The organism is Arthrobacter sp. StoSoilB20 (assembly GCF_019977295.1).
GTDB classification, from domain to species: domain Bacteria; phylum Actinomycetota; class Actinomycetes; order Actinomycetales; family Micrococcaceae; genus Arthrobacter; species Arthrobacter nicotinovorans_A.
In genome coordinates this window covers 4,147,797-4,168,950 of the sequence record NZ_AP024651.1, presented here as the reverse complement: position 1 = coordinate 4,168,950, position 21,154 = coordinate 4,147,797, and the positions used below count along the sequence as shown (strand labels likewise).

The 21,154-nt window shown below is 62.6% G+C and carries 21 protein-coding genes; 11 read left to right on the top strand and 10 right to left on the bottom strand.

Annotated elements, in window-relative coordinates; genetic code table 11:
• Positions 1 to 104 precede the first annotated feature (104 nt).
• The 4 genes from LDN85_RS18955 to LDN85_RS18940 all read left to right on the top strand — a co-directional run bounded on the left by LDN85_RS18955 (position 105) and on the right by LDN85_RS18940 (position 2,447).
• Entirely contained in the window at positions 105 to 1,184 is a 1,080-nt protein-coding gene (locus LDN85_RS18955) for a substrate-binding domain-containing protein (protein ID WP_223943828.1), read from the top strand.
• 44 nt (positions 1,185 to 1,228) lie between these two features.
• Complete coding sequence (locus LDN85_RS18950) at positions 1,229 to 1,477, top strand: DUF1016 N-terminal domain-containing protein (protein ID WP_026543406.1); 249 nt, start codon at positions 1,229 to 1,231, stop codon at positions 1,475 to 1,477.
• Between the two features lie 51 nt (positions 1,478 to 1,528).
• On the top strand, positions 1,529 to 1,723 hold the full coding sequence (locus LDN85_RS18945) for a hypothetical protein (protein ID WP_223943827.1): 195 nt from the start codon (positions 1,529 to 1,531) through the stop codon (positions 1,721 to 1,723).
• 115 nt (positions 1,724 to 1,838) lie between these two features.
• Positions 1,839 to 2,447 carry a dihydrofolate reductase family protein gene (locus tag LDN85_RS18940; protein WP_026543408.1) on the top strand — a complete coding sequence of 203 codons (609 nt, stop codon included), beginning with the start codon at positions 1,839 to 1,841 and terminating at the stop codon, positions 2,445 to 2,447.
• 96 nt (positions 2,448 to 2,543) lie between these two features.
• On the opposite strand, the gene LDN85_RS18935 is transcribed toward LDN85_RS18940, so the two are convergent.
• Genes LDN85_RS18935 through LDN85_RS18900 form a run of 8 tightly spaced genes read right to left on the bottom strand, consistent with a single transcriptional unit; the run spans position 2,544 to position 10,735 of the window.
• On the bottom strand, positions 2,544 to 3,392 hold the full coding sequence (locus tag LDN85_RS18935; protein ID WP_223943826.1) for a CPBP family intramembrane glutamic endopeptidase: 849 nt from the start codon (positions 3,390 to 3,392) through the stop codon (positions 2,544 to 2,546).
• A gap of 42 nt (positions 3,393 to 3,434) precedes the next feature.
• On the bottom strand, positions 3,435 to 4,226 hold the full coding sequence (locus LDN85_RS18930) for a glucosamine-6-phosphate deaminase (protein WP_223943825.1): 792 nt from the start codon (positions 4,224 to 4,226) through the stop codon (positions 3,435 to 3,437).
• A 34-nt stretch (positions 4,227 to 4,260) separates the two neighbouring features.
• On the bottom strand, positions 4,261 to 5,181 hold the full coding sequence (locus LDN85_RS18925; RefSeq protein ID WP_223943824.1) for a gfo/Idh/MocA family oxidoreductase: 921 nt from the start codon (positions 5,179 to 5,181) through the stop codon (positions 4,261 to 4,263).
• Positions 5,178 to 6,065, bottom strand: a complete 888-nt coding sequence (locus tag LDN85_RS18920) for a carbohydrate ABC transporter permease (RefSeq protein WP_223943823.1) — start codon at positions 6,063 to 6,065, stop codon at positions 5,178 to 5,180. The genes LDN85_RS18925 and LDN85_RS18920 overlap by 4 nt, the downstream gene beginning before the upstream one ends.
• The gene (locus LDN85_RS18915; protein ID WP_223943822.1) at positions 6,062 to 7,018 is read right to left on the bottom strand and encodes a sugar ABC transporter permease; all 957 of its coding nucleotides are present in this window, start codon (positions 7,016 to 7,018) and stop codon (positions 6,062 to 6,064) included. Before LDN85_RS18915 ends, LDN85_RS18920 begins: the two co-directional genes overlap by 4 nt.
• Before the next feature lie 29 nt (positions 7,019 to 7,047).
• Positions 7,048 to 8,334, bottom strand: coding sequence for an extracellular solute-binding protein (locus LDN85_RS18910; RefSeq protein ID WP_223943821.1), 1,287 nt, complete (start codon positions 8,332 to 8,334; stop codon positions 7,048 to 7,050).
• A gap of 5 nt (positions 8,335 to 8,339) precedes the next feature.
• The gene (locus tag LDN85_RS18905) at positions 8,340 to 9,686 is read right to left on the bottom strand and encodes a sulfatase (protein ID WP_223943820.1); all 1,347 of its coding nucleotides are present in this window, start codon (positions 9,684 to 9,686) and stop codon (positions 8,340 to 8,342) included.
• A gap of 2 nt (positions 9,687 to 9,688) precedes the next feature.
• Positions 9,689 to 10,735 carry a hydroxyacid dehydrogenase gene (locus tag LDN85_RS18900; RefSeq protein WP_223943819.1) on the bottom strand — a complete coding sequence of 349 codons (1,047 nt, stop codon included), beginning with the start codon at positions 10,733 to 10,735 and terminating at the stop codon, positions 9,689 to 9,691.
• Between the two features lie 133 nt (positions 10,736 to 10,868).
• Between LDN85_RS18900 and LDN85_RS18895 the strand changes: the two genes are divergently transcribed.
• Positions 10,869 to 12,005 (top strand): ROK family protein, encoded by a 1,137-nt coding sequence (locus tag LDN85_RS18895; protein WP_223943818.1) that lies wholly within the window; start codon positions 10,869 to 10,871, stop codon positions 12,003 to 12,005.
• 63 nt (positions 12,006 to 12,068) lie between these two features.
• Here the strand turns inward: LDN85_RS18895 and LDN85_RS18890 are convergent, their stop codons facing one another.
• Positions 12,069 to 14,084, bottom strand: coding sequence for a WD40 repeat domain-containing protein (locus LDN85_RS18890; protein WP_223943817.1), 2,016 nt, complete (start codon positions 14,082 to 14,084; stop codon positions 12,069 to 12,071).
• Between the two features lie 169 nt (positions 14,085 to 14,253).
• On the bottom strand, positions 14,254 to 15,186 hold the full coding sequence (locus LDN85_RS18885) for an NAD-dependent epimerase/dehydratase family protein (protein ID WP_223943816.1): 933 nt from the start codon (positions 15,184 to 15,186) through the stop codon (positions 14,254 to 14,256).
• 139 nt (positions 15,187 to 15,325) lie between these two features.
• On the opposite strand from LDN85_RS18885, the gene LDN85_RS18880 reads away from it, so the two are divergent.
• From LDN85_RS18880 to dnaK, 6 genes are all read left to right on the top strand, one after another.
• The gene (locus LDN85_RS18880; protein WP_223943815.1) at positions 15,326 to 16,069 is read left to right on the top strand and encodes a TetR/AcrR family transcriptional regulator; all 744 of its coding nucleotides are present in this window, start codon (positions 15,326 to 15,328) and stop codon (positions 16,067 to 16,069) included.
• Positions 16,070 to 16,086: 17 nt separating this feature from the next.
• Entirely contained in the window at positions 16,087 to 16,878 is a 792-nt protein-coding gene (locus LDN85_RS18875) for an oxygenase MpaB family protein (RefSeq protein ID WP_026547919.1), read from the top strand.
• Complete coding sequence (locus LDN85_RS18870; protein ID WP_223943814.1) at positions 16,871 to 17,764, top strand: DUF817 domain-containing protein; 894 nt, start codon at positions 16,871 to 16,873, stop codon at positions 17,762 to 17,764. The genes LDN85_RS18875 and LDN85_RS18870 overlap by 8 nt, the downstream gene beginning before the upstream one ends.
• A 138-nt stretch (positions 17,765 to 17,902) precedes the next feature.
• Positions 17,903 to 18,709: a hypothetical protein gene (locus tag LDN85_RS18865; RefSeq protein ID WP_223943813.1), complete on the top strand. Its 807-nt coding sequence runs from the start codon at positions 17,903 to 17,905 to the stop codon at positions 18,707 to 18,709.
• Between the two features lie 3 nt (positions 18,710 to 18,712).
• Positions 18,713 to 18,943 carry a hypothetical protein gene (locus LDN85_RS18860; RefSeq protein WP_026543423.1) on the top strand — a complete coding sequence of 77 codons (231 nt, stop codon included), beginning with the start codon at positions 18,713 to 18,715 and terminating at the stop codon, positions 18,941 to 18,943.
• A gap of 339 nt (positions 18,944 to 19,282) precedes the next feature.
• Positions 19,283 to 21,154, top strand: coding sequence for a molecular chaperone DnaK (dnaK, locus tag LDN85_RS18855; protein ID WP_223943812.1), 1,872 nt, complete (start codon positions 19,283 to 19,285; stop codon positions 21,152 to 21,154).

The window sequence follows — 21,154 nt, the reverse complement described above, 5'->3', positions numbered from 1 at the left end:
CGGGGCCCGCTTTGCGCTCTCTGGCGAGTATTTAACGCGCAGAGCGGGCCTCACAGCGTTCATTTATGCTTGTTTGACCATTTGGATTCCGGAAGAGGATTGGCATGCTCAGCGGGGAACGCCACGAGAAAATACTCCGCGAGCTGGAGTTGCGCGGGACACTGACCGTGAACGGGTTTGCCGAAAAGAGCGGCCAGTCCACCATGACCATCCGCCGGGACCTCACACAGCTCGCGGCCCAGGGCCTGCTGAGGAGGGTCCATGGGGGAGCGGTGCGGATGGTGGCCGAACGGCCGGGCGAAACAGTCAGCCGGAGATCCCGCCAGCCACTGGCAACCCTTGGCCTCATCGTTCCCACCGCCGGGTACTACTTTCCCGAAATTATCCGGGGCGCAGAAGCTGCAGCCAGGGAACTGAACGCGCGGCTCATCCTGGGGGTCAGCAACTACTCCACCGAGGATGAGCACCGGCAACTCCAGCGCATGGTGGCAAACTCGGTGGACGGCATACTGTTGGCCACCGCCGGACCCTTGGAACCCGGGTCTCCGACGTTCGAATTGCTGTCCGGACTGCGGATTCCCGTGGTACTGGTGGAACGGTCAAGCCGGGTGTTCGAGTCCGTGATGTCCGATCACAGCTACGGGGCCGAACTTGCCATCGAGCACCTGGCATCATTGGGCCACCGCAGGATAGGGCTGGCCATAGCGAGCAGCTCCACGGCACCCTGGCTCCGCGAAAGCCACGAGCGCATGGTGGCCAAGCTTGGCCTCGAAACAGATGCACCCGTCATGGAATATGTCCGTTCAGTGGTGGGGGCAGGCAACAACCAGAAGGAGTTTGCCAAGTTCCTGAAGGACTGCCGGCGCACCGATACCCATGCGGCCCTGGTGCTGCCGGACGAAGAGGCCATCACGCTCATCAACCTGGCTGAGGAGTCCGGCGTCGATGTTCCCGAGGACCTGGCGATTGTGGCCTATGACGACGAAGTTGCGGACCTCGCCCCTGTACCCCTGACCTCCATCGCCCCGCCCAAGCGCGACGTTGGACATGCCGCCGTCGCCATGTGCATGGAACGTCTTGCGGCAAAGACGGGTTCCGCCGTGCAGCCTGCACTGCGCCGCGTAAGCCTGGCCCCGAAGCTGATCATCCGGGAGTCCACGGTGACGGGGGAGGACGCGGAGTAGGGGTCTGCTCTGAGAAATGTCAGTGGCGGTCAATAGTTTGAGGCATGACTGATTCGCGTGCCCTGGCTTTACCCGCAGATTACAAAGATCTCTTGGATGCGCTCAAGAAACGCGTGCGCGATGCGCGTCAGACCGCCCGTCGAACCGTCAACACACAGCTGATCGAGTTGTATTGGTCGATCGGGAAGACTGTGTTGGAGCGTCAGCAGATCGAGCAATGGGGGAGCGGCGTCATGGGGCGCCTGGCCGAGGACCTCCGTGCAGAGTTCCCGGATATGAAGGGTCTGTCTTGACGGAACCTCTTTTATATGCGGGCCTTTGCCGACGCATGGCCGGACCCAATTGTGCAACAAGTTGTTGCACAATTGCCGTGGGGGCACGTCACCTCACCCATGGCAGTGGCCGCCTATACATACGACAAGCTCCCGGCCTCCGAACAGCAAGCCCTGCCCAACGAAAGCCACCTTGTCGCTGCCCTCGAATGGGCAGATCCTGACGAGGAACAGCCGAGCGCCTCCCAGGAGACGCTTGTAAATTAGTCGCATTGCCTTCACCGCGCGACCCTCCCGCCGGCTCTGTGCCAGGACTAGGATGTCCGCGGAAGCGCACTGCACACCGGCAAGACCAGACCCCAACCCTTAACAGGAGAACACCATGGGAATTCTGTCCGTTGACCTCTTCATCACCCTCGACGGCGTGTACCAGGCCCCGGGCGGCCCGGACGAGGACCGCTCGGGCGGCTTCGAGCACGGCGGATGGCAGGCCGCCTACTCAGATGAGGAAGCCGGTGCCGCGATCGTCGATGGGATTAACCGGATGGACGCCCTTCTGCTGGGTCGGCGGACGTACGACATCTTCGCCGCATACTGGCCCAACCAGGACGACCACATTGCCCGGACACTGAACGGCCTGCCCAAATTCGTGGTTTCCAAGACCTTGACCGACCCTCAGTGGGACGGAACGACGACGTTGGGAAACCTTGATCAGCTCGCTGCCCTGAAGGAGCGCTTCAACGATATCCACGTGATCGGCAGCGGCGAACTGGTACGGTCACTCCTCGACGCGGACCTGGTGGACCGGCTCAATTTGTACCTTTACCCGCTCACCTTCGGCACAGGCAAGCGCTTGTGGGCCGACGGAGCCGGGGTACCCGCGGCTTTCCGGTTGGTTCAGCCGCCGCAGGGCTTTCCCAACGGGGCGGTAGCGCTGGCGTACGAGCGTGCCGGGGCGCCGGTTACGGGCATCGATATCGGTCAATCCTGAAGCCGCAGTAAACTGCCGCTGCACTTAACTGGAGCGTTCGACGGCGGGTGCGGCACCCGCCGTCGAACGCTTCAGTTTTCTGCTGTGTCGCCTGGGCTAGCGCAGGACCGGAACGGCGAGGGGTTCACGCTGCACCCGTCCGCGAACGAAAATCAACGCGACTACGGCGATCAGCATGTAGATCATGTTGGCCGGGCCTGCCAACTGTAATAGCGGGCTCTGCGGACCCGCGGCGGCCTGGTCGATGCCGCCAGTTGACAGGAAGAGCGTGGGGTCGTAGAGGGCATGCAGGATCATGGGCCAGATCAGGTTGCCGGTGACCCGGAGAGTCAAGTACATGCAAATGCCGAAGCCGAACGTAAACAGCACGGTCACCAAGACGGTGACGATCGGCATGCCTGACAAGACGTTCGCGGAATGAAGCAACGCAAAGACCAAGGAAGACAGCACCATGACTACCCACTCCGGCTTCCCGGAGTCGCGCAGCATTTTCACCACGATGCCGCGGGTAAGGATTTCCTCGGCAAAACCGATCAGCAAACCCGTGAGCAGCATGATGACCACCACGGATGCCTGATAGCTGCTGTAGTTGATGCCCAGAAAGCGCAGCGCAATGGCAGCCACCAGGAAGAACGGCGCAACCCACATCCACCAGCTACCCTTGATCGGCTGGGGAGCGAACAGCGGTTTAAACCACTTCACCGAATACACGAATGCTGCCAGTGCCGCGCTGCCAATAATCAGCGACAACGTCAGGCCGACAAAGACGCTCTCGGGCGTGCGGAAGAGGTCCTCGGCTACCACCTGGTCTCCCGCAATGGGACCAATCACCAGGCCGGCACCAAGGTAAATCGCCATATAGAGAACGGCCAGCAGGATGGCCCGCCACCAACCACCCTTATCCCAGAACGCTTTCCACGGTGATGAACGGACGGATTGGTCCACGTAATGCCCCCTTGAGTCTGCGGGACGATGGATTGCCCCCACCTAGAAATCTACTGCACGCAGATCTTGTGCCGATTGCCATGCGTGCCGGTAGTACTCCGAGTGCGCCAGCCGGGCGGCGGCGTCCTCGTCGATGATCACCGTCGCCCGCGGATGCTGCTGAATGACGGAGCCCGGAACTGCCGAGGACACTGGGCCTTCCAACGCAGCGGCAACAGCCTTTGCCTTAGAGGAACCGAACGCCAACAGCACCAACTGCCTTGCCCGGAGGATGGTCCCAAGCCCTTGGGTAATGCAATGGGTTGGGACTTCTTCCAAGGAACCAAAGAACCGCGCGTTGTCCCTGCGCGTCTGTTCGGCCAGTGCCTTGATACGCGTGATTGATGCGAGGGAGGACCCGGGCTCGTTGAATCCCACGTGGCCGTTGGAACCGATGCCCAGGATTTGGATGTCGATGCCCCCGGCGTCCGTGATCATGGCTTCGTACTCGGCTCCGGCGCGGGCGATGTCGGGGCCCGTTCCCCGCGGAGTGAACACCTGCTCCGGAGTAAGCCCCAGCGGTTCCACAACCTCGCGGGCAATCACCGAACGGTAGCTTTCCGGGTGCTCAGGCGGGACGCCGAGGTACTCGTCCAAGGCGAAGCCACCCACGCGGGACACATCAATGCTGTGCTCCCGCACTTCCTTGGCCAAGGCCGAATAGGTTGTCAGCGGGGTGGAACCTGTTGCCAGGCCCAGGACGGTGGCGGGGTTTGCGATGATTTGCTGCATAAAGATGGATGCAGCGACGCTTCCGGCCTCGATGGGGTCGCGGACAATGATGACTTCTGCCATGGGCTTCCTTTGGCTAGTAAAAGATAGCTGTTGCTCAGTTGGGTGAGAGGCTGACGGGCGTGCCGGCTTCCAGGCTCTTATTGGCGGCTTCCACGATTGCCACGATGCTGAGGATCTCCCGCAACGGCACATTCGGTGTCCCGGTCCGGATGGAACTCACGATCCCGTCAAGAAGGCCCACCAGCATGGGCGGACCCGCCTCGATGGAGAACTCGGAACAGCCGCGATCGGTGTCGATGCGTCCTGACGTAAAGGCGCTCCATTCCGCTTCGCCCGTCAACGAGACCACGCGGCCGTCTCCCCAGCGGACCGTCACGCTGGTGGCGCTGGCCGGTGACCCCGGCCTAACGGCGTCGACCGTTACCGTCTCCGGTCCGGCCCCCAGGGCGGCCACTGCGAGGTCCACCAGATGCACGCCGTACCAGGAAAGGCCCGGGTGGCCGGGCTGGGTGGGGAGGGGACCTTCCAAAGATACGGATTGCCCGGTCCCGCGGGAAAGGGCCTCCTGGAACTCAGGCGTGAACCGCTTGGGAGAGCCGGCCAGGACCAAAGTTCCGGAAGCCTGCGCCTGGGCGAGCATGGTGCGGGCCTCAGCAAGGGTAGGAGCGAACCGGGTGTCCACGTAAATCGGCTTGCCGAACCGCACCACGCGCTCAAAATAGCGTGGGTGCGTCCTTGCATCGGAGGACACGATCAGCAGGGCATCGCAGGCCTCGGCCACGGCTTCCGGCGAATCGCACATGGTGACGCCCAACCCGCTCACCTCGTCCGCGAAGTCGTCGATCCGGTCGCGGCTCAACGGAAAGTCCGACGCCGGTTCCCCCTTCCAGGCGTGCGTCACCGTGCCGCCGGGGACAACGCCGTCGGAACCGTTGCCGAAGAGGCGGGTAAACGAAGGCGCGTGCGGGGAGTCCACACCGATGAGTCCGAAGCGGATGGGCGCAATAGCGGTCATCCCTTGACCCCGCTGTGCGTGATGCTGGCGACGATGTGCTTCTGCAGGAGGGCGAAAATCACCAGGCACGGGATGAAACTGACCAGTGTTGCAGCCATGACGTTGGACGTGGAGGCCGTCTCGGTGTTCAAGGTTGCCAAGCCCACGGTAAGCGTCCGGGCAGTGTCGGATTGACCCACCACCAGTGGCCAGAGGAGGTCGTTCCAGTGCCACAGGAAGACGAAGATCGCCAGCGTTGCCAGGACCGGACGGATCAGCGGAAGAACGATCTGCCAGAAAGTACGCCACTCACCGGCGCCGTCAATGCGGGCTGCGTCGAAGAGCTCCTCGGGCATGTCCCTGACGAACTGGCGGATGAGGAAGATCGCCTGGGCGTTGGCCAAGGTGGGCAGGATCAGGCCCCACAGGGTGTTCACGCCGCCCATCTTGGAGATGAGGATGAACGTGGGAATCAGGGTGGCCTGAACGGGCACCATCATGGTGGCGATAATGGCCCACAGCAGCGCGTTCCGTCCCGGGAACCTCTTACGGGCCAAGGCGTAAGCGGCCATGGCAGCGGTCAGCAGGACCACCACCACTGACACTGCTGAGTACAAGAAAGAGTTCCAAAGCCAGAGCGGGAATTCGCCTACGTTGAAGATGCGGACAATGTTGTCCAACGTCAACGACGGCGGTAACGCGTAGGGCAGTGTGGGGGCTTCCTCCGGGGAGAGCGCCAGCACGGCAACGGCGATCAGTGGCGCCACGGTGAAGAGTGAGATCACTGCCAATACCCAAGTGAGGGTGCGCTGGCGGCGTTTTTCGGTGCTGCGGCGGGGATTAGCGCCGGTGGAGTGGCCCGGAGTACGCCCGCCTATTGAGGGGCTGGGAACTGTGGCAGTCACTTGGATTCCTTACCTTCGAAGAAGCGCTGCTGGATGAGCGAGAGGATGAGCACGATGACGAACAGCACCACGCCGATGGCTGAGGCGTAGCCGAAGTCGAAGAACTTGAAGCCTTCGTCGAACAGGAAGTAGATGAGGCTGTGGCTGGCCCGGGCGGGTCCGCCGCCGGTCATGACGTAGATGGTGTCGAAGACCTGGAAGCCGACGATGGTTTCGATGACGAGGACGAAAAACACCACGGGCTTCAGCAGCGGCAGCGTGACGTACCAGAACGATTTCCAGGCGCCGGCACCGTCAATACGGGCAGCCTCGTGTACCTCTGCGGGTTGGGCTTTGAGTCCGGCCAGGAAAATCAGCATGGAGTAGCCGAATCCTTTCCAGACGGACACCACGGCCAGGGACAGAAGGACCAGCAGTTGGGGTCCGGAGGTGAAGGGCACGGGGCCCATGCCCAGGCCGCCCAAGGCTGCATTCAGGGGACCGTCCGTGGAGAAGATCCACGTCCAGATGATGCCGGCCATGACGAATGAGCTGAGGTACGGAATGAACAGCAACGCCCGGAAAGTCCCGGTGAATCGGACCAGTTTGTCCAAGAGGACCGCCCCGGCCAAGGAGACTCCGATGATGAACGGCACGAAGATGGCCACGTACAGGAACGTCACCTTGAGGCTTTGCCAGAAGTTTGGATCAGCGGCAAGCCGTGTGTAGTTATCCGCCCCCAGGAATTCGAAGTCGCCGTTGAGGCTGTACTCGGTCAGGCTCATGGCGCCCGCCCCAAAGATAGGGAGGAACTTGAAGAGGCCGAAAATGACCAAGGTGGGGAGCACGAAGAGGATCCCGGCAATGGCCTCACGGTTACGGGCCGTCTTGGCTCCAAAGGGCTTGAGCGGGGGTGCCGTCAACTCGGGATGTCGACCGGCCAGTGTGCTTCTGGTGCGGGTGTTTACAGACATGGGGTGACCAATCAGTGGTTGGGCTGGACTCAGGATGCCGAGCGCTGCAGGATGCCGCGAGCCTCTTTAGCGGCACGGTCCAGGGCTTCCTTGGCGGTGACATCGCCACGAAGGGCCGCCTGGATGTTCGGCGCGAGGGCGCCCATCACCTGCCGGGCAGCGGGGGAGGGTTCGCCGGGGTTGGCGGACTTCAAAGCTTCTGCCATGGCAAGCGAGTCGGCGTCCGTGCCAAGGGCCGCGGCATCGCTGCGCGTAGGCAGGTTGCCGGCAGCGGCGTTGAGGGCCTTCTGGGACTCAGCCGAGCTCAGGTAGCTCATCACCGTGTAGGCAGCGTCGCGGTTTTCCTTCTTGTTGATGGAAGTCAGTGCCAGCAATCCGGGATTGCCGTAGGTTGCCTGGACCTTGCCCTGCAAGGGAGCTCCGAGGGCAACATTTTCGGCACCGAGCGCGGCGCGCATCTGTTTCAGCTCAGGCAGGGAAGTGGTGGCACGCATCGCTGCTTTGCCAGCGGCAATCGGGGCACCTTCAACTTTGGGGCCATCGGTGGCTGCATCCGCTGGCAGTCCACCAAGCTTCTTGAGGTCCACCAGCAACTGCAGCGCCGAGACTCCGGACTCCGAGTCGAAAGCAACGTCCTTGGCATCATCGGTGAATACTGTCCCGCCTGCCTGCCACAGCAGGGGATAGAAGGACAGGTTCAACGTTTGCTCGGGGCTGCCGGCGTAGTCCATCACGGCAATGCCCTTCTTCGCCAGTACCGGCGCGGCACTGCGGAGGTCGTCCCAGGTCTTGGGCAGTGGAATCCCGGCGTCCGCGAAGATCTTGGTGTTGTACGCCGTGGTGTTGATGTTCTGGAACAGCGGAACTCCGAACACCTCTTTGTCGAATGTCGCTGCCTCCAATGTGCCGGGGTAGAAGCTGTCTTTGTCCTTCTCAACTGCTTTGTCCACGGGCAGCAGTCCACGAACGTTGCGGTAGGTGGCGGCTTGGTCCGGCGTAATGAGTACGACGTCGGGGCCGGAGCCAGCTGCCAGAGCCGCTGAGATCTGGGCGTCCCGCTTGTCGAACGTCTGGAGCTCAATGGTCAGGTCAATCCCGGGATTGGCCTTCTCGAAGCTGGCTTCCGTGTCCTGCCAGAACTTCTTGCTGGCTGTCTCGTCTTTGATGACGGGGTACATCCAGAGCGTCACTTTGCCGCTGGCTTGGCCGCCGTCGGACGTTGAGGAGCCTGCGGAACCGCAGGCGGTGAGGGTCAAAGCGGCGGTGACGACGGCGGCAGTGGCCAAAGTGGCGCGGCCCAACTTACGTGTAAACATGGTGGCTACTTTCGGGTGAGGGTGGCTTCTTGGATCGCGGTGAGCGCGATCTGGTGGCGGCTGGCTGCAACGGGGGCGGTGAGGAGGGGATCTCCGCATTCGAACATCCAGTCGAAGAGGGCAGCAGAGAGATCGCGGAGGATCTCCGACTGCTCCGGATGGGCGGCGATGTTTTCCAGTTCCCCAGGGTCTGTTGTGAGGTCGTAGAGCTCCATCGCCGTGCTGGTACCGATGGTTGGCCCGCCGAGATCTGCCGGCAGGCTGCGATGGACCCAGGATTGCGTGGGATCCATGGCACGGGGTGCGTTGGAGAAATTGACGATCAGCTTGTGCGTGGATGTGCGCACTGATCGCTTGGGGTCGTAGTAGGTGTGGTAGCTCAACTGGCTGAAGCAGTGGTTGCGTGGTGCCTCCCCTGCTTCGACCGCCGGCCGCAGGGTGGTCCCGGCGAGGCCGTCCGGAGTTGGCAGTCCTGCCAGGTCCAACAGGGTGGGCAGGACATCGACGTGACTGACGATGTCCGACACGCGCCTCCCGGACCACGCCGGGTTGCCGGGATGGCGAAGCATCAGCGCAACGCCGAGTCCGGCGTCGTACAGGGTGCATTTGGCGCGTGGCAGCGCAAGCCCGTGGTCGGTGGTGAACAGCACCAGCGTCTGGTCGCGGAGGCCCAGCGAATCGAGTTCCGCCAGGATGCTGCCGACGCCTTCATCCATGTGTTTGACTGCGCCTTGGAGTTCGGCGATTTCCTCGCGGGCACCGTCGTCGTCCACCAAATGGGCCGGAACGGAATGCCCCAAGGAGACGTCCGGTTCCACGCCATCGGCAAGGAACCCCATCACTCCTGGGCGGTCCCTTGCGGAGGGCACCCGGTGCGGCTCGGTGAAGCCCACCTGCAGGTAGAAGGGCCGCTCGCTGCCGGACATCCGACGCAGGGCGTCGGTGGCGCGATCTACGACGACGTCCCGCGCACCTCCCGTACGGGCGTGGTCGAAACCGAGCCTGCCGGCCACCACGTCGTCGTCAAGGACGCGCGATTCGTGGTGCACGCCGACGAGCTCGGTTTGGTAGCCGACAGACTTCAGCCTGGAGGCGATGTGGTCTTTCGGCTCTTTGAGGTCCCAACCGAAGGGCTCGTGTGTCAGCCCGAGGACGCCGTTGCTCTGGGGATACGTACCGGTGAACAGCGAGGCCCGGGCGGGGCTGCAGTGCGGAGCCGTCGCGAAGGCTTGTTCGAAGAGTGCTGACTCATCGGCCAACGCGTCCAGGTTTGGCGTGGAGACGGTTTCCACGCCGTACGTACCCAGGAAACGGCCGAGGTCGTGGCAGTGGATCAAGAGAATGTTCTGCACGGTCAGCCCATCCGTTCGAGGTCGGTTCGGGTCAGGGCGTGTTCCATGGGTTGGTCGCTGATGAAGCGGCGTAGTTCGTCAACCACAATGCCGCCCGCCCTGCGTCTGGAGTCGATGGTGGCTCCGCCGAGGTGGGGAGTAAGGAGCACGTTCGGCAGGGTGCGCCATGGGTCATCTGCGGGAAGGGGCTCGGCGTCGAAGACATCCAACGCAGCGTCTATCCGGCCCGAACGCACCTCTTTATAGAGGGCTTCCATGTCCACGATGGTGGAGCGGGCCGTGTTCACTAACGCTGCCCCATCCGGAAGCAGGGCGAGTTCGGCAGCACCGATCAGCCCCCCGGTTTCATTGGTGGCGGGGGCGTGGATGGCGACGACATCGCTGTTTGCCATGAGGCCATGCAAGGTGGCGGAGCTGGCTGCAAGGGGATCCCCTTCATGGAGGTACGGATCATAGACGCGTACCTCTGCGCCGAGTGCCCGGCAGGCGTCGATATAGCGGCGGCCCGTCCGTGAGGCGCCGACTACGCCGATGCGGGCGCCGGAGATTTCACGGGCCCTGGGTACTGCGCGGGCATCGTCCCAGTTGGTGCCGTTGCGGAGGCTGTGATCGAGCTGGTGCACGCGGCGCAGCAGGCTCAGAGTGAAGGTGAGCGAGAGCTCCGCGACGGCCGGGGCCATGGCTGCTCCCGCTTGGGAGATGGGGATGCCGGCGGCCCAAAATGCGTCGCTGACAAGGGCGTGCAGCGATGACGCGGCGTGGACGACGCATTTGAGGTTCGGCGCCGCTGCCAAGTGTTCGGCATCGAGGCGGGGGAAGCCCCAGGCTGTGATGAAGATGTCTGTCCCTGCTGCCGCGGCGGCGAAAGCGTCCAATGACTGGAGCTGGGCCGGTGCGATGGCGGTAACCTCGCCCAGCTGGTTCAGTGCAGCGTGGGTTTCCGGGGAGATGAAGGCCGCCCGTTCCACGTCCGGGATGCTCAGGAGAATCCTCAGTCCGGCGGCGGTGGGTGGCGGTGGTGTCGATGCAACGCCGTTGTTGATGTTCATGGGTTGAGATTGCCAGTTTCAGTATCTTTTGTCAATGACTAAAGTAAGTATGATGGAGAGTGTGAAAGCAATAGCGCTACGGATGCCAGAATGGGTGGGATCCTTTGCCGCGCAACAACAGGAGCCACCAGCAATGAAGCCACGTGCAGGCAGCAAGGCCCTGATCCGTGAGATCAACGAGGCCCTGGTGCTCGACGTCGTGCGGACCAAATCGCCCGTCTCCCGGGCCACCATCACGGTGCAGACCGGCCTGAGCGCTGCCAGCGTCACCGGAATAACGGGCAAGCTCATCAACTCGGGCCTGCTGGTTGAGACCGAGATCGCGCCCAGTACGGGCGGCAGGCCAGCGCGCCTGCTCGAACTTGGCCGCGAGGGCGTTTTCGCCGCGGGCGTGCGGTTGTCTGCTACGGAAGCGCACGCCGTCGTCGTCGATTTGCGCGGTGAAGTGGTGGCCACGCACAGCGAGCCGTTGGCATCCACTGAACCTGCAGAAGCCGCGGCAGCCGCGGCGCGGGCAGTGAGCGATGCTGCAGGCGGCAGGGAGCCCAAGCTTATTGGTGTGGGGGTGGCCATCTCCGGCGTTGTGGACCAAGCGAGTGGCCTGGTGCGGCACAGCGGGGCCATGAGTTGGGCTGATATAGCCTTCCAAGAGCTCCTCGAAGAAGTCGCAGCCCACCCCGTCGTCATCGACAGTTACGTCAACGCCTACACGCGCGGGCTGCTTTTCGACGGCGTCTTTGCAGGCCGCGAGATGCTCATCTTCAGCGTCGGCACCAGCCTTGGCGCCGCCGTCGTGGTTGAAGGCCGTATCCAGCGTGGCTTCAACGGTTCTGCAGGGGGTTTCGCTCATTCGCGGGCGATCACCGGTCCCGAGCCGGCCAGACCCTGCCACTGCGGCGCGGAGGACTGTTTCGAAACCCGAGGCAGCCTCTGGGGCATGCAACGTGAACTGCAGCGGAGCGGCCAGGACCGGGGGATAGACCCTGACGGCGACTCCGCACTGATTGCCGACGCGGCATGGCACCTGGGCATTGGAATGGCGAACATGGCCAAGGTCCTGGGCCCGGGGCAGGTGGTGGTCGGCTTCGCGCCCGAAGCCGATCTGGGGACGTTTGCCGAGCAGACCAAGGCCGCGTTCGTGCGCCAATACGACCACGCGAATACTCCGCCTCCAATTTTTGATACCCCCATAGCGGATCCCGTAGCGCTGGCCAGGGGTGCTGCATGTTCGGTGCTTGCGCGACTTTTCACTGCCAGCCCGGCTGGATAGCAGCAGATGCCGTTTGCAGGGCTCTAAACGGCATCTGCTGCTACTTACATGGGCTAGTGCGGCTTAGCGCCGCATGGTCTGCATTGCCTGCTGATCGTCGATCCTGACGAGGTCGGATCCTTGCAGGGTGTAGAGCAAGCCGTTCTCGTCGGCGGTGATGTGGGGGCCGCTGTACCAGCCGCCGTTGATGCCGGCCACCACAACGGACACCGCGAATGTGATCGGATCGATGCGGAACACGGTGGTGTCGGAGACGCCGTACACGATTCCGCGGCTGACCTGGAGGGCGCCGAAGTCGGTGCAGACGCTGCTCAGGTCGCCCCGGTGAACCACTTGGCGGGTATCCAGGTCAATGACGAACAGGCCGGAGGCCTTGCGGGACATGCCGTAGAGGAACTTGCCGTGGATGGCCATTGCTGCGATGCCCTGCGGCTGTCCCGGATCCACGCGCCACAACTCCTGGTTGGCTACGGGATCCCAGGCAACAACCGTGCTTCGCGGGCCGGTGGCGTAGATGTTGTCCCCTCCGAGGTACGCCACGCCATCCTTCGTGGCCACCGCCCGGACCATCTGCAGACTATCGATGGGGTTGACCTTGGCGGTGACCTGCGTGGTCACGGGGTTGTAAGCAGCGAAGCACCCGCCACCGCCGGTATCGTTCTGCGCCCCGGCAATGACCAGCCCGTTCACGGCGTCCCAGCAGACATCCAGGGGACGGTTTTGTCCCGGCGGGAGCGCGGCCACCTGGTAGGGGAGTTGCCCGGTAGAGGGATCGTAGGAGTAGATGCCCCGGGAGTTGTACTGGCCGGTGTAGAGGATTCCGCCCACGATCACGGCATCCTTGGCTTCGCCCGTCGCCCGAAGGTAGGAAACCTGGTTCGCAGCCAGCTGGTGACGCGCAATGGTTCCGGTGCCACCCACATACACGTCCCCCGCACCCGCGGCGAGGCCCATGCAGAGTTGCGGACCGCCCGGAGCTCCAGCCTGTGTGAGGTCACGCTTGACGGCGGTCTTCGCCACAGGATCGACTTCAATGACATCGTAGGAAGAGACAGTGAGCGCCTTGTTGCCGTAGACGTCCAAGCCCCACATGGCCCCAACATCCTCCGTGAGGATTTGGGTGATCTTTTTGCTGACCATGTTGTAGGACCAGACGCCCGGCTCCTTCACGAAGAAAACGTCGTTGCCCAACTGCCGGAACATCACCCCGGTCTTGGCGATGATCGCGTATTTGGAGTGGTCTGCCAGATTGATGAGTACGGATTTCCCTGGGCCCTTGACGCCCACTCCGAGCTGGCCATTCAGGACGCTGAGCGAGGTAACGGATACGCCGGTGGAGACTTCGGCCGGGAGGATGTTGGTGGACGCTTTGGTTGTTCGGTCAAACGCAAACAGGCGAGCCGGGCTGGAACCGTTGCCACCACCCAAGGTGCTGCCGGTGCCAAAGTACACGTGGCTGTCAGAGGCGGCCACGGCCTGCGCAATGGTTGCCCCTGGATCCGGCACGCCCCAGCTGGTGGTGGCGTTCGTTCCGGGATCGTATTCCCAGAGAGAAGGAGCCTTGGAGGTCTCACCGCCACCTGCTGCATAGACCTTGCCGTCTGGAGCAACGGCCAGGGCCCTGATGTCCCGGTCCCCGGTTTCACCAACACCCACTGCCGGAGAGCTGGGCGTGCTCAGGTCCCAGCGGTAGATATTCGGTTTCCCATCCACACCGTCGCGCAGCACGCCGGCGTAGAGGTAGCGACCCGTGGAGTCGGCGGCCAGCGCTTGGATGCTGTAGCCGGATCCAAGGTCAGTGCGGGATGTGACTTTGCCGGTGGGAAGGTGGAAACCGATCACCCGAGCAGGGCTGAGGTTGCGGGACCCGATGTAGACGGTATCGCCCACCAGCAATGAACTCATCAAGGAAAACTGCACGACGGCGGGTCCCAGGTTGGTGATCACGGGACCGCCTGCGGCCTGGTTCCGGGGTGCGGCCTGCGCTGCGCCGGAGGACATTGCCGACAATGCTGCGGCGAGCCCGCCGATGCCCCCGGTCTGCAGCAATTGACGACGATTGATGGCAAATGTGGACATGGAAGATCTCCTCATTGAGTGTCCCGTGGGGGTGGTTTTGGTGCTTTGCGGGACGTTCCGGATACGTCCCCTGCGCACTCCCTCAAGGGTTTCAGCCCTCAAGTCTGAAATCCATGATTCGAACATTTTCAGACATTGGCTGCGTGCCCTGCCGCCCCTCGGGCTGCGGCTACATGGCCTGCCGCCCGGCGCTCCGCCACCACGCCACGGTGGCCGCTGCTGCTTCGGTAAGGGGAGTGGGTTCGAGCCCAAGCATCCGCTTGCTTTCGGAGGAATCCATCACAAAGGGACGCTCGAACTGGTAGAGCATCTCCGCCAGCTCACGCATGTCGGTGGAGAAGACGCCGGCAGCCCGCAGTACCCAACCGGGTACTGCACTCACTTTCAGGACGGAAACCCCCGCGGCGTCGGCGTAGGCTGCAGCCACTTCGCGCTGGGTCATCGGCTGGCCGGTCGGTGCGTGCAGCACGCTGTTCCACAGCTCGGGCTTCTGCGCCGCAGCGATCATGGCCGCGGCGAGGTCCGGCACATACGTGAAGGAGTGCGGCTGGTCTGCGCTTCCGATGACCTGGATTGCTTTGCCTGCCAGAACCAAAGGGACCATCCGTTCCCCGGCGTGGGCCATTTTTACCCGCGGCCCAAAAAAGTCCCCGGCTATGACGCTCACGGTATTGGCAGCGTGCAGCTCCCGTGCTTTCAGCAGCTGGACCCGGATGCCGCGCTTTCCGCCGGAAGCTTCCCGCGGGCTCGATTCAGCCATGACCTTGTCCGGCTCGCTGTACGAGTACAGGCTTTCGGGGAATACGACGACGGCGGCCGCGGCCGCCGCTGCATCCATCACCACCTGCTCTGCTTGTGGGAGTTCGGCGGCCCATGCCGCTGTCCGGTAGGCGGATCCGTGGATGCAGTGGAAGACGGCGATGGCACCCTGCAGGGCAGATCCGAGCTGGGATGGATCTGAGACGTCCGCACGGATCCGTTCAACTAAGGGATGCTCCGGGCCGCTGCCGGATCGCGTTAAAACACGAACCTGGTGACCTTGCCCTGCCAATCGCTCCGCAACACTGTAGCCAACGGGTCCTGCTCCTGTGACGACGTACATGGTGGTCCTTCTTTCGGGTCTGCAGGGATTTGAATGTGAGAGCACTGCTCTCTCAATCAGAATGGACTGCGCATTAACGTCTGTCAAGAGCAGTGCTCTCATTTGTTGACACCGCTCTCCATTGTGGCAAGCTGGGGACATGACTCCAGCCGAACCCGCCGCAGCCATGACGAAGGCAAAGCCGCCCACTCCCCGCGAGCGTGCCCGCCGCCAGACCATCGCCGACATCATCCGGCTCGGCCGGGAACACCTGGCTGTCCATGGTGCGGCAGCCCTGTCCCTGCGCGCTGTGGCGAGGGATCTCGGCGTCGTATCCTCTGCCGTCTATCGCTATGTGGACAACCGCGACGAACTCCTCACGCTCCTGCTGATTGACGGCTACAACGAGCTGGGTGATGAAGTCGACGCAGCAGTGAACGCTGTGTCCGGGGATGACTTCGCCGGGCAGTTCACAGCGCTCGCCAAGGCTGTCCGCGCCTGGGCCATCCGTGAACCTGCCAGCTATTCGCTGCTTTTCGGCAGCCCCGTTCCCGGGTACCAAGCGCCCGGTGAACGCACCACGATTCCTGGTACTCGAGTTATCGTTCGCCTCGTCGGTATCTTTGACGCCGCCTACCGTGCAGGTGCGCTGAACGCAGAGGTGAGTCCCGCCGTCGTGATTCCCGAAAAGCTGGCAGCGGATCTGGCAGCCATCCGTGAGGAGATGCACCTCGAGGCCCCGGACGCAGCTTTGGCGCGCGGTGTACTGGTGTGGACGTCCGTGTTCGGGGCTGTCAGCTTCGAGGTTTTTGGGCAGTACGGCCCGGATACTTTCAAGGCGCGGGACGAACTTTTTGACCACCAACTGCGGGTGCTCCAGGGCCTGGCGGGGCTCCAAGGCTAGGGCGCTACAGTATTCAGATGGTCCGAGGACTGGCAGACATTGGTGCGGAGGGCGTCCTGCTCGCAGGCGCCGGCCGCGCCATTCTCCTGCAAATCGCAGACCCCAGGGTGGGCCACGGCGTAGCCGAGCACAGCAATTTCGCGGAGCGTCCCATGGAACGGCTTCGGGCCACCATGACCTACGTCTACGCGGTGGTTTACGGTTCTGAACAGCAGCTTACGGCCGTTCGCCGCGCCGTCAACCGCGCCCACGCGCCCGTCCGCCGCGGACCGGCCGGCGCCTCCAAGGGGTACAACGCCTTCGACGCCGAATCGCAGCTGTGGGTGGTCGCCACCCTTTATGACACTGCCGTCACTGTCTACGAACAAGTGCATGGAAAGCTCGACGACGACACCGCCGACCGCATTTACCGCGAGTACGCGCGGATCGGGACAGCCCTGCAGCTTCCGCCGGATATGTGGCCCGCTGATCGTGCTGCGTTCGCCGCATATTGGGATGCTCGCGTGCGCGGACTCCGCCCGGACGACCAGGCGCTGAGGGTTGCCCGGGATCTGCTCTATCCGGTGGGCGGCCCGCGGGTCCTGCGGCTCGCAATGCCGCTGGCGCGCTTCCTCACAGCCGGCCTGTTGCCGGAGCATCTTCGTGAAGGCTTTGGCTTCGAATGGGGCGCCGGCCATGCCCGCCGGTTTGAGCGGACCATGCGGGTACTGGGGCGTATCTATCCACGGTTGCCGCAACGGATCCGGCACTGGCCACGGGATTACTACCTTGGCGGGCTGGATGTGGGAGTCGAGGTGCCGCATGCGTAACTTCACCTCGGTTGAGGAATCCATTGACGACGCCGCCCACCGCTACCTGGACCGGTTCCGCGGAGGCCGCCTCCAGGCCGGGCTCACCGAGTTCGTGGTCTTTGGGCTGAAGCAGGCGTGGGCGTGCGTGTTCGGTGCTGCGTTGCTCGCCGTGATTTTGGGGGCGCGGCTTTGGTATCCGGACAACGCCGGCCTCGCCCGGAACGACTTCCTGACCCTTGCCGCCGTCGTTATTCAAGTATTGATGATCGCCTTCAGGCTGGAAACCCTGCGGGAACTGCGGGTGATCGTGCTGTTCCACGTGGTGGGCACGGTGATGGAGCTGTTCAAGACGGACGTCGGTTCCTGGGCGTATGAGGCCGAGGGCGTCCTGCGGATCGGCGCGGTCCCGCTGTTCAGCGGGTTCATGTACGCGGCTGTGGGCTCCTACATGGTGCGGGTTTTTCGGTTGTTCGACCTCCGCTTCGACCGCTACCCGCGCCGCTGGATCACCGCCCTGGTAGCGGGTGCGATCTACGTGAATTTCTTCTCGCACCACTACATCTTCGACCTCCGCTGGGTGCTGCTGGCCGCCGTCGTGGTTGTCTACGGGCGGTGCGTGATGCACTTCCGGGTGTTCCGGCGGCGCTTCCGCATGCCGATCCTGGTGTCATTCCTGCTGGTGGCGGTGTTCATTTGGTTCGCCGAGAACATTGGAACCTGGTCGCGCGCGTGGCTCTATCCGAACCAGTTGGAGGGCTGGCAGGCAGTTTCCATCGACAAGCTGCTGGCGTGGTTCCTGCTCATGATCATCTCGGTGGTGTTGGTGGCGTGGGTGTACAAACCGGAACCGCTCGATGCCGGCCAGGGCGCCGAGGTTCCTAGGCTTCGCCGCGTAGCGCCTTGAGGGCTGCCCGCTTACCACGAGGTCGTTCAGGGGTACAAGGGGCGAAATGTAGGGGTGCTCTGTCGTTACGTGCAACTTTCCGCTGGTACTTGCAGTTCACGGGCGGTCGATGGCCAACGAATCACATAAGATCACAGCATGCCGGACTTACCTTGGACCACCAATCAGTTGCGTAAACTGGGCATCTGCATCAGGGACTCCAGGCCAATTCCCGAATCACTCCCCACCTACGATGCCGTGATGGTGTACTACAACGACGTAGCTGCCGACACGCAATCAAAGATCAAAGCGTTGGATTGGACTCCGTTACTTGGTGAGCGCGTACCGGAGGTTACCTCCCGCCCCAAGACCATCGATACCCTGCGAGAGAAGCTTCAGCGCGACCACTCGACGCCCTTGCAAAGCGTGCAAGACATAGCTGGCGTGCGGTTTGAAGCAGAAATGACCCTTGATGAGCAGGATGGCGTGGCGAATGCCATCGCTGGTCTGTTTGGTCACGATCTGCAGGTGTGCTGTCGCGACATGCGGGACAGCCCGCATAGTGGATACCGCGCGCTTCACCTCTGGCTAAAACTCCCGGCACGAGTTGAAATCCAAATCAGAACCCACCTTCAAGGCCGATGGGCGAACACCTATGAAGCAGCAGCAGACGTGCTGGGCAGGGGGATTCGATATGATGAATTGCCCACGGACGATAGGGAGAAAAAGTTCGTCGTTGATCTACAAGACATCTCCACTAGTGGCCTCTCCACACTTGAGCGGCGCCGTAGCAAAGTCCGCACGCTTCGCAGCTTGGAAGAGGCCAAAGAACATCCGTCCAAGAGCAAGTTGAGAGAATTCACCAAAGCGGAAAGAGACATGGACGAGACGGAGAATGTGGTCCTGGAAGGACTGGCGAATCTCAAAGCTTCGTTTGATACCATGCGGCTTACTAGGAAGGAATGAGACATGCCTGGTTATGTTATCGAGTACAACCGCCTTACCGGCGATCGGCTGGTTACAGCATTTCCTGGAGCCGATGGTCATAAAGCAGCGCTCTTAGAGCGACTGCGTCTGGAGAAGTTGCGCCCCAGCGAGGACTGGGAAGTCGTCTCGCTGAATAGCGACTCTTTGGAGACAGTCCAGAAGACTCATTCGCGTTACTTCACGGGCAAAGAGGTTCACGCTTTAAGCGCCTAAAACGCACCTCGTAGAGGAAGGGCTCGGCAGTCAGCAGACGGCCGGGCCCTTCCTGCGTTCCACTAGTCATGTAGAGCAATTGAACCCGAGTGCAACTGCCAGTTCACCGTGGGCGAAACCAGCCCTCCGGCCCCGTGATTCCGGGATGTTTCCGGAGCTGAAAAGCAAAGTTGAGCGTACTTCACTCAACTTTGGATTGACATCTTTCCGAGGCTGAGTACAGTTGAGTGCAGAACGCTCAACTAGCCGATTGTTGAGCAGGCTTCCGGCACGTAGACCGCCCAGCGGACCGTTGCCAGGGTGCAATCTCCAACATCGGCCATTGAAAGGAAACAAGATATGTCACGTGCAGTAGGTATCGACCTCGGAACAACCAACTCCGTGGTCTCTGTTCTCGAAGGTGGCGAGCCCACCGTTATCGCCAACGCAGAAGGCGGCCGCACCACGCCGTCGGTGGTTGCGTTCTCCAAGTCCGGCGAAGTCTTGGTCGGCGAAATCGCCAAGCGCCAGGCCGTCAACAACATCGACCGCACCATCGCTTCGGTCAAGCGCCACATGGGCACCGACTGGAACGTCGCCATCGATGACAAGAAGTACACGCCGCAGGAAATCTCCGCGCGTATCCTCATGAAGCTCAAGAACGACGCCGAGAGCTACTTGGGCGAAAAGGTCACCGACGCTGTGATCACCGTTCCGGCTTACTTCAACGACGCCGAGCGCCAGTCCACCAAGGAGGCCGGCGAAATCGCAGGCCTCAACGTCCTCCGCATTGTCAACGAGCCCACCGCGGCTGCACTGGCCTATGGCCTGGACAAGGGCAAGGAAGACGAACTCATCCTGGTCTTCGACCTCGGTGGCGGTACTTTCGACGTCTCGCTCCTCGAGGTTGGCAAGGACGAAGACAACTTCTCCACCATCCAGGTCCGCGCAACCGCCGGTGACAACCGCCTCGGCGGCGACGACTGGGACAACCGCGTTGTCGAGTGGCTCCTGAACCAGCTCAAGGTCAAGGGCATCGACCTCTCCAAGGACAAGATCGCCCTCCAGCGTCTCCGCGAAGCTGCAGAGCAGGCCAAGAAGGAACTGTCCTCCTCCACCAGCACCAACATCTCCCTCCAGTACCTCTCCGTCACCCCCGACGGCCCGGTTCACCTGGACGAGCAGCTGACCCGTGCCAAGTTCCAGGACCTCACCAAGGACCTGCTGGACCGCACCAAGAAGCCGTTCAACGACGTCATCGCCGAAGCCGGCATCAAGGTTTCGGACATCGACCACATTGTGCTCGTCGGTGGTTCCACCCGTATGCCTGCTGTCTCCGAGCTCGTCAAGGAACTCGCCGGCGGCAAGGAGCCCAACAAGGGCGTCAACCCGGATGAAGTTGTGGCCGTTGGCGCTGCACTCCAGGCCGGTGTCCTGAAGGGTGAGCGCAAGGACGTCCTCCTCATCGACGTCACCCCGCTTTCCCTCGGCATTGAAACCAAGGGTGGCGTCATGACGCACCTCATCGAGCGCAACACCGCTATCCCCACCAAGCGTTCCGAGACCTTCACCACCGCTGATGACAACCAGCCGTCCGTGGCCATCCAGGTCTTCCAGGGCGAGCGTGAATTCACCCGCGACAACAAGCCGTTGGGCACGTTCGAACTGACCGGTATCGCTCCGGCACCCCGTGGCGTTCCGCAGGTTGAGGTCACCTTCGACATCGACGCCAACGGCATCGTCCACGTGTCCGCAAAGGACAAGGGCACCGGCAAGGAACAGTCCATGACCATCACCGGTGGCACGGCGCTCTCCAAGGACGACATTGACCGCATGGTCCGTGAAGCCGAAGAGCACGCAGCAGAGGACAAGGCCCGCCGCGAAGCTACGGACACCCGTAACTCCGCAGAGCAGCTCGCCTACTCGGTGGACAAGCTGATCGCCGACAACGACGACAAGCTGCCCGAGGAAGTCAAGACCGAGGTCAAGGCCGACGTCGACGCCCTCAAGTCCGCTCTGGAAGGCACCGACGACGCCGCTGTGAAGACTGCGTTCGAGAAGCTCCAGGCTTCCCAGACCAAGCTCGGCGAAGCCATCTACTCGCAGGCCGCTGCAGCTGACGCTCCGGGTGCCGGTGCCGAAGGTGCTCCTGCCGGTGGCGAGTCAGGTTCCGCCGCTGACGAGGACATCGTCGACGCCGAAATCATCGACGAAGACGAAGCGAAGAAGTAG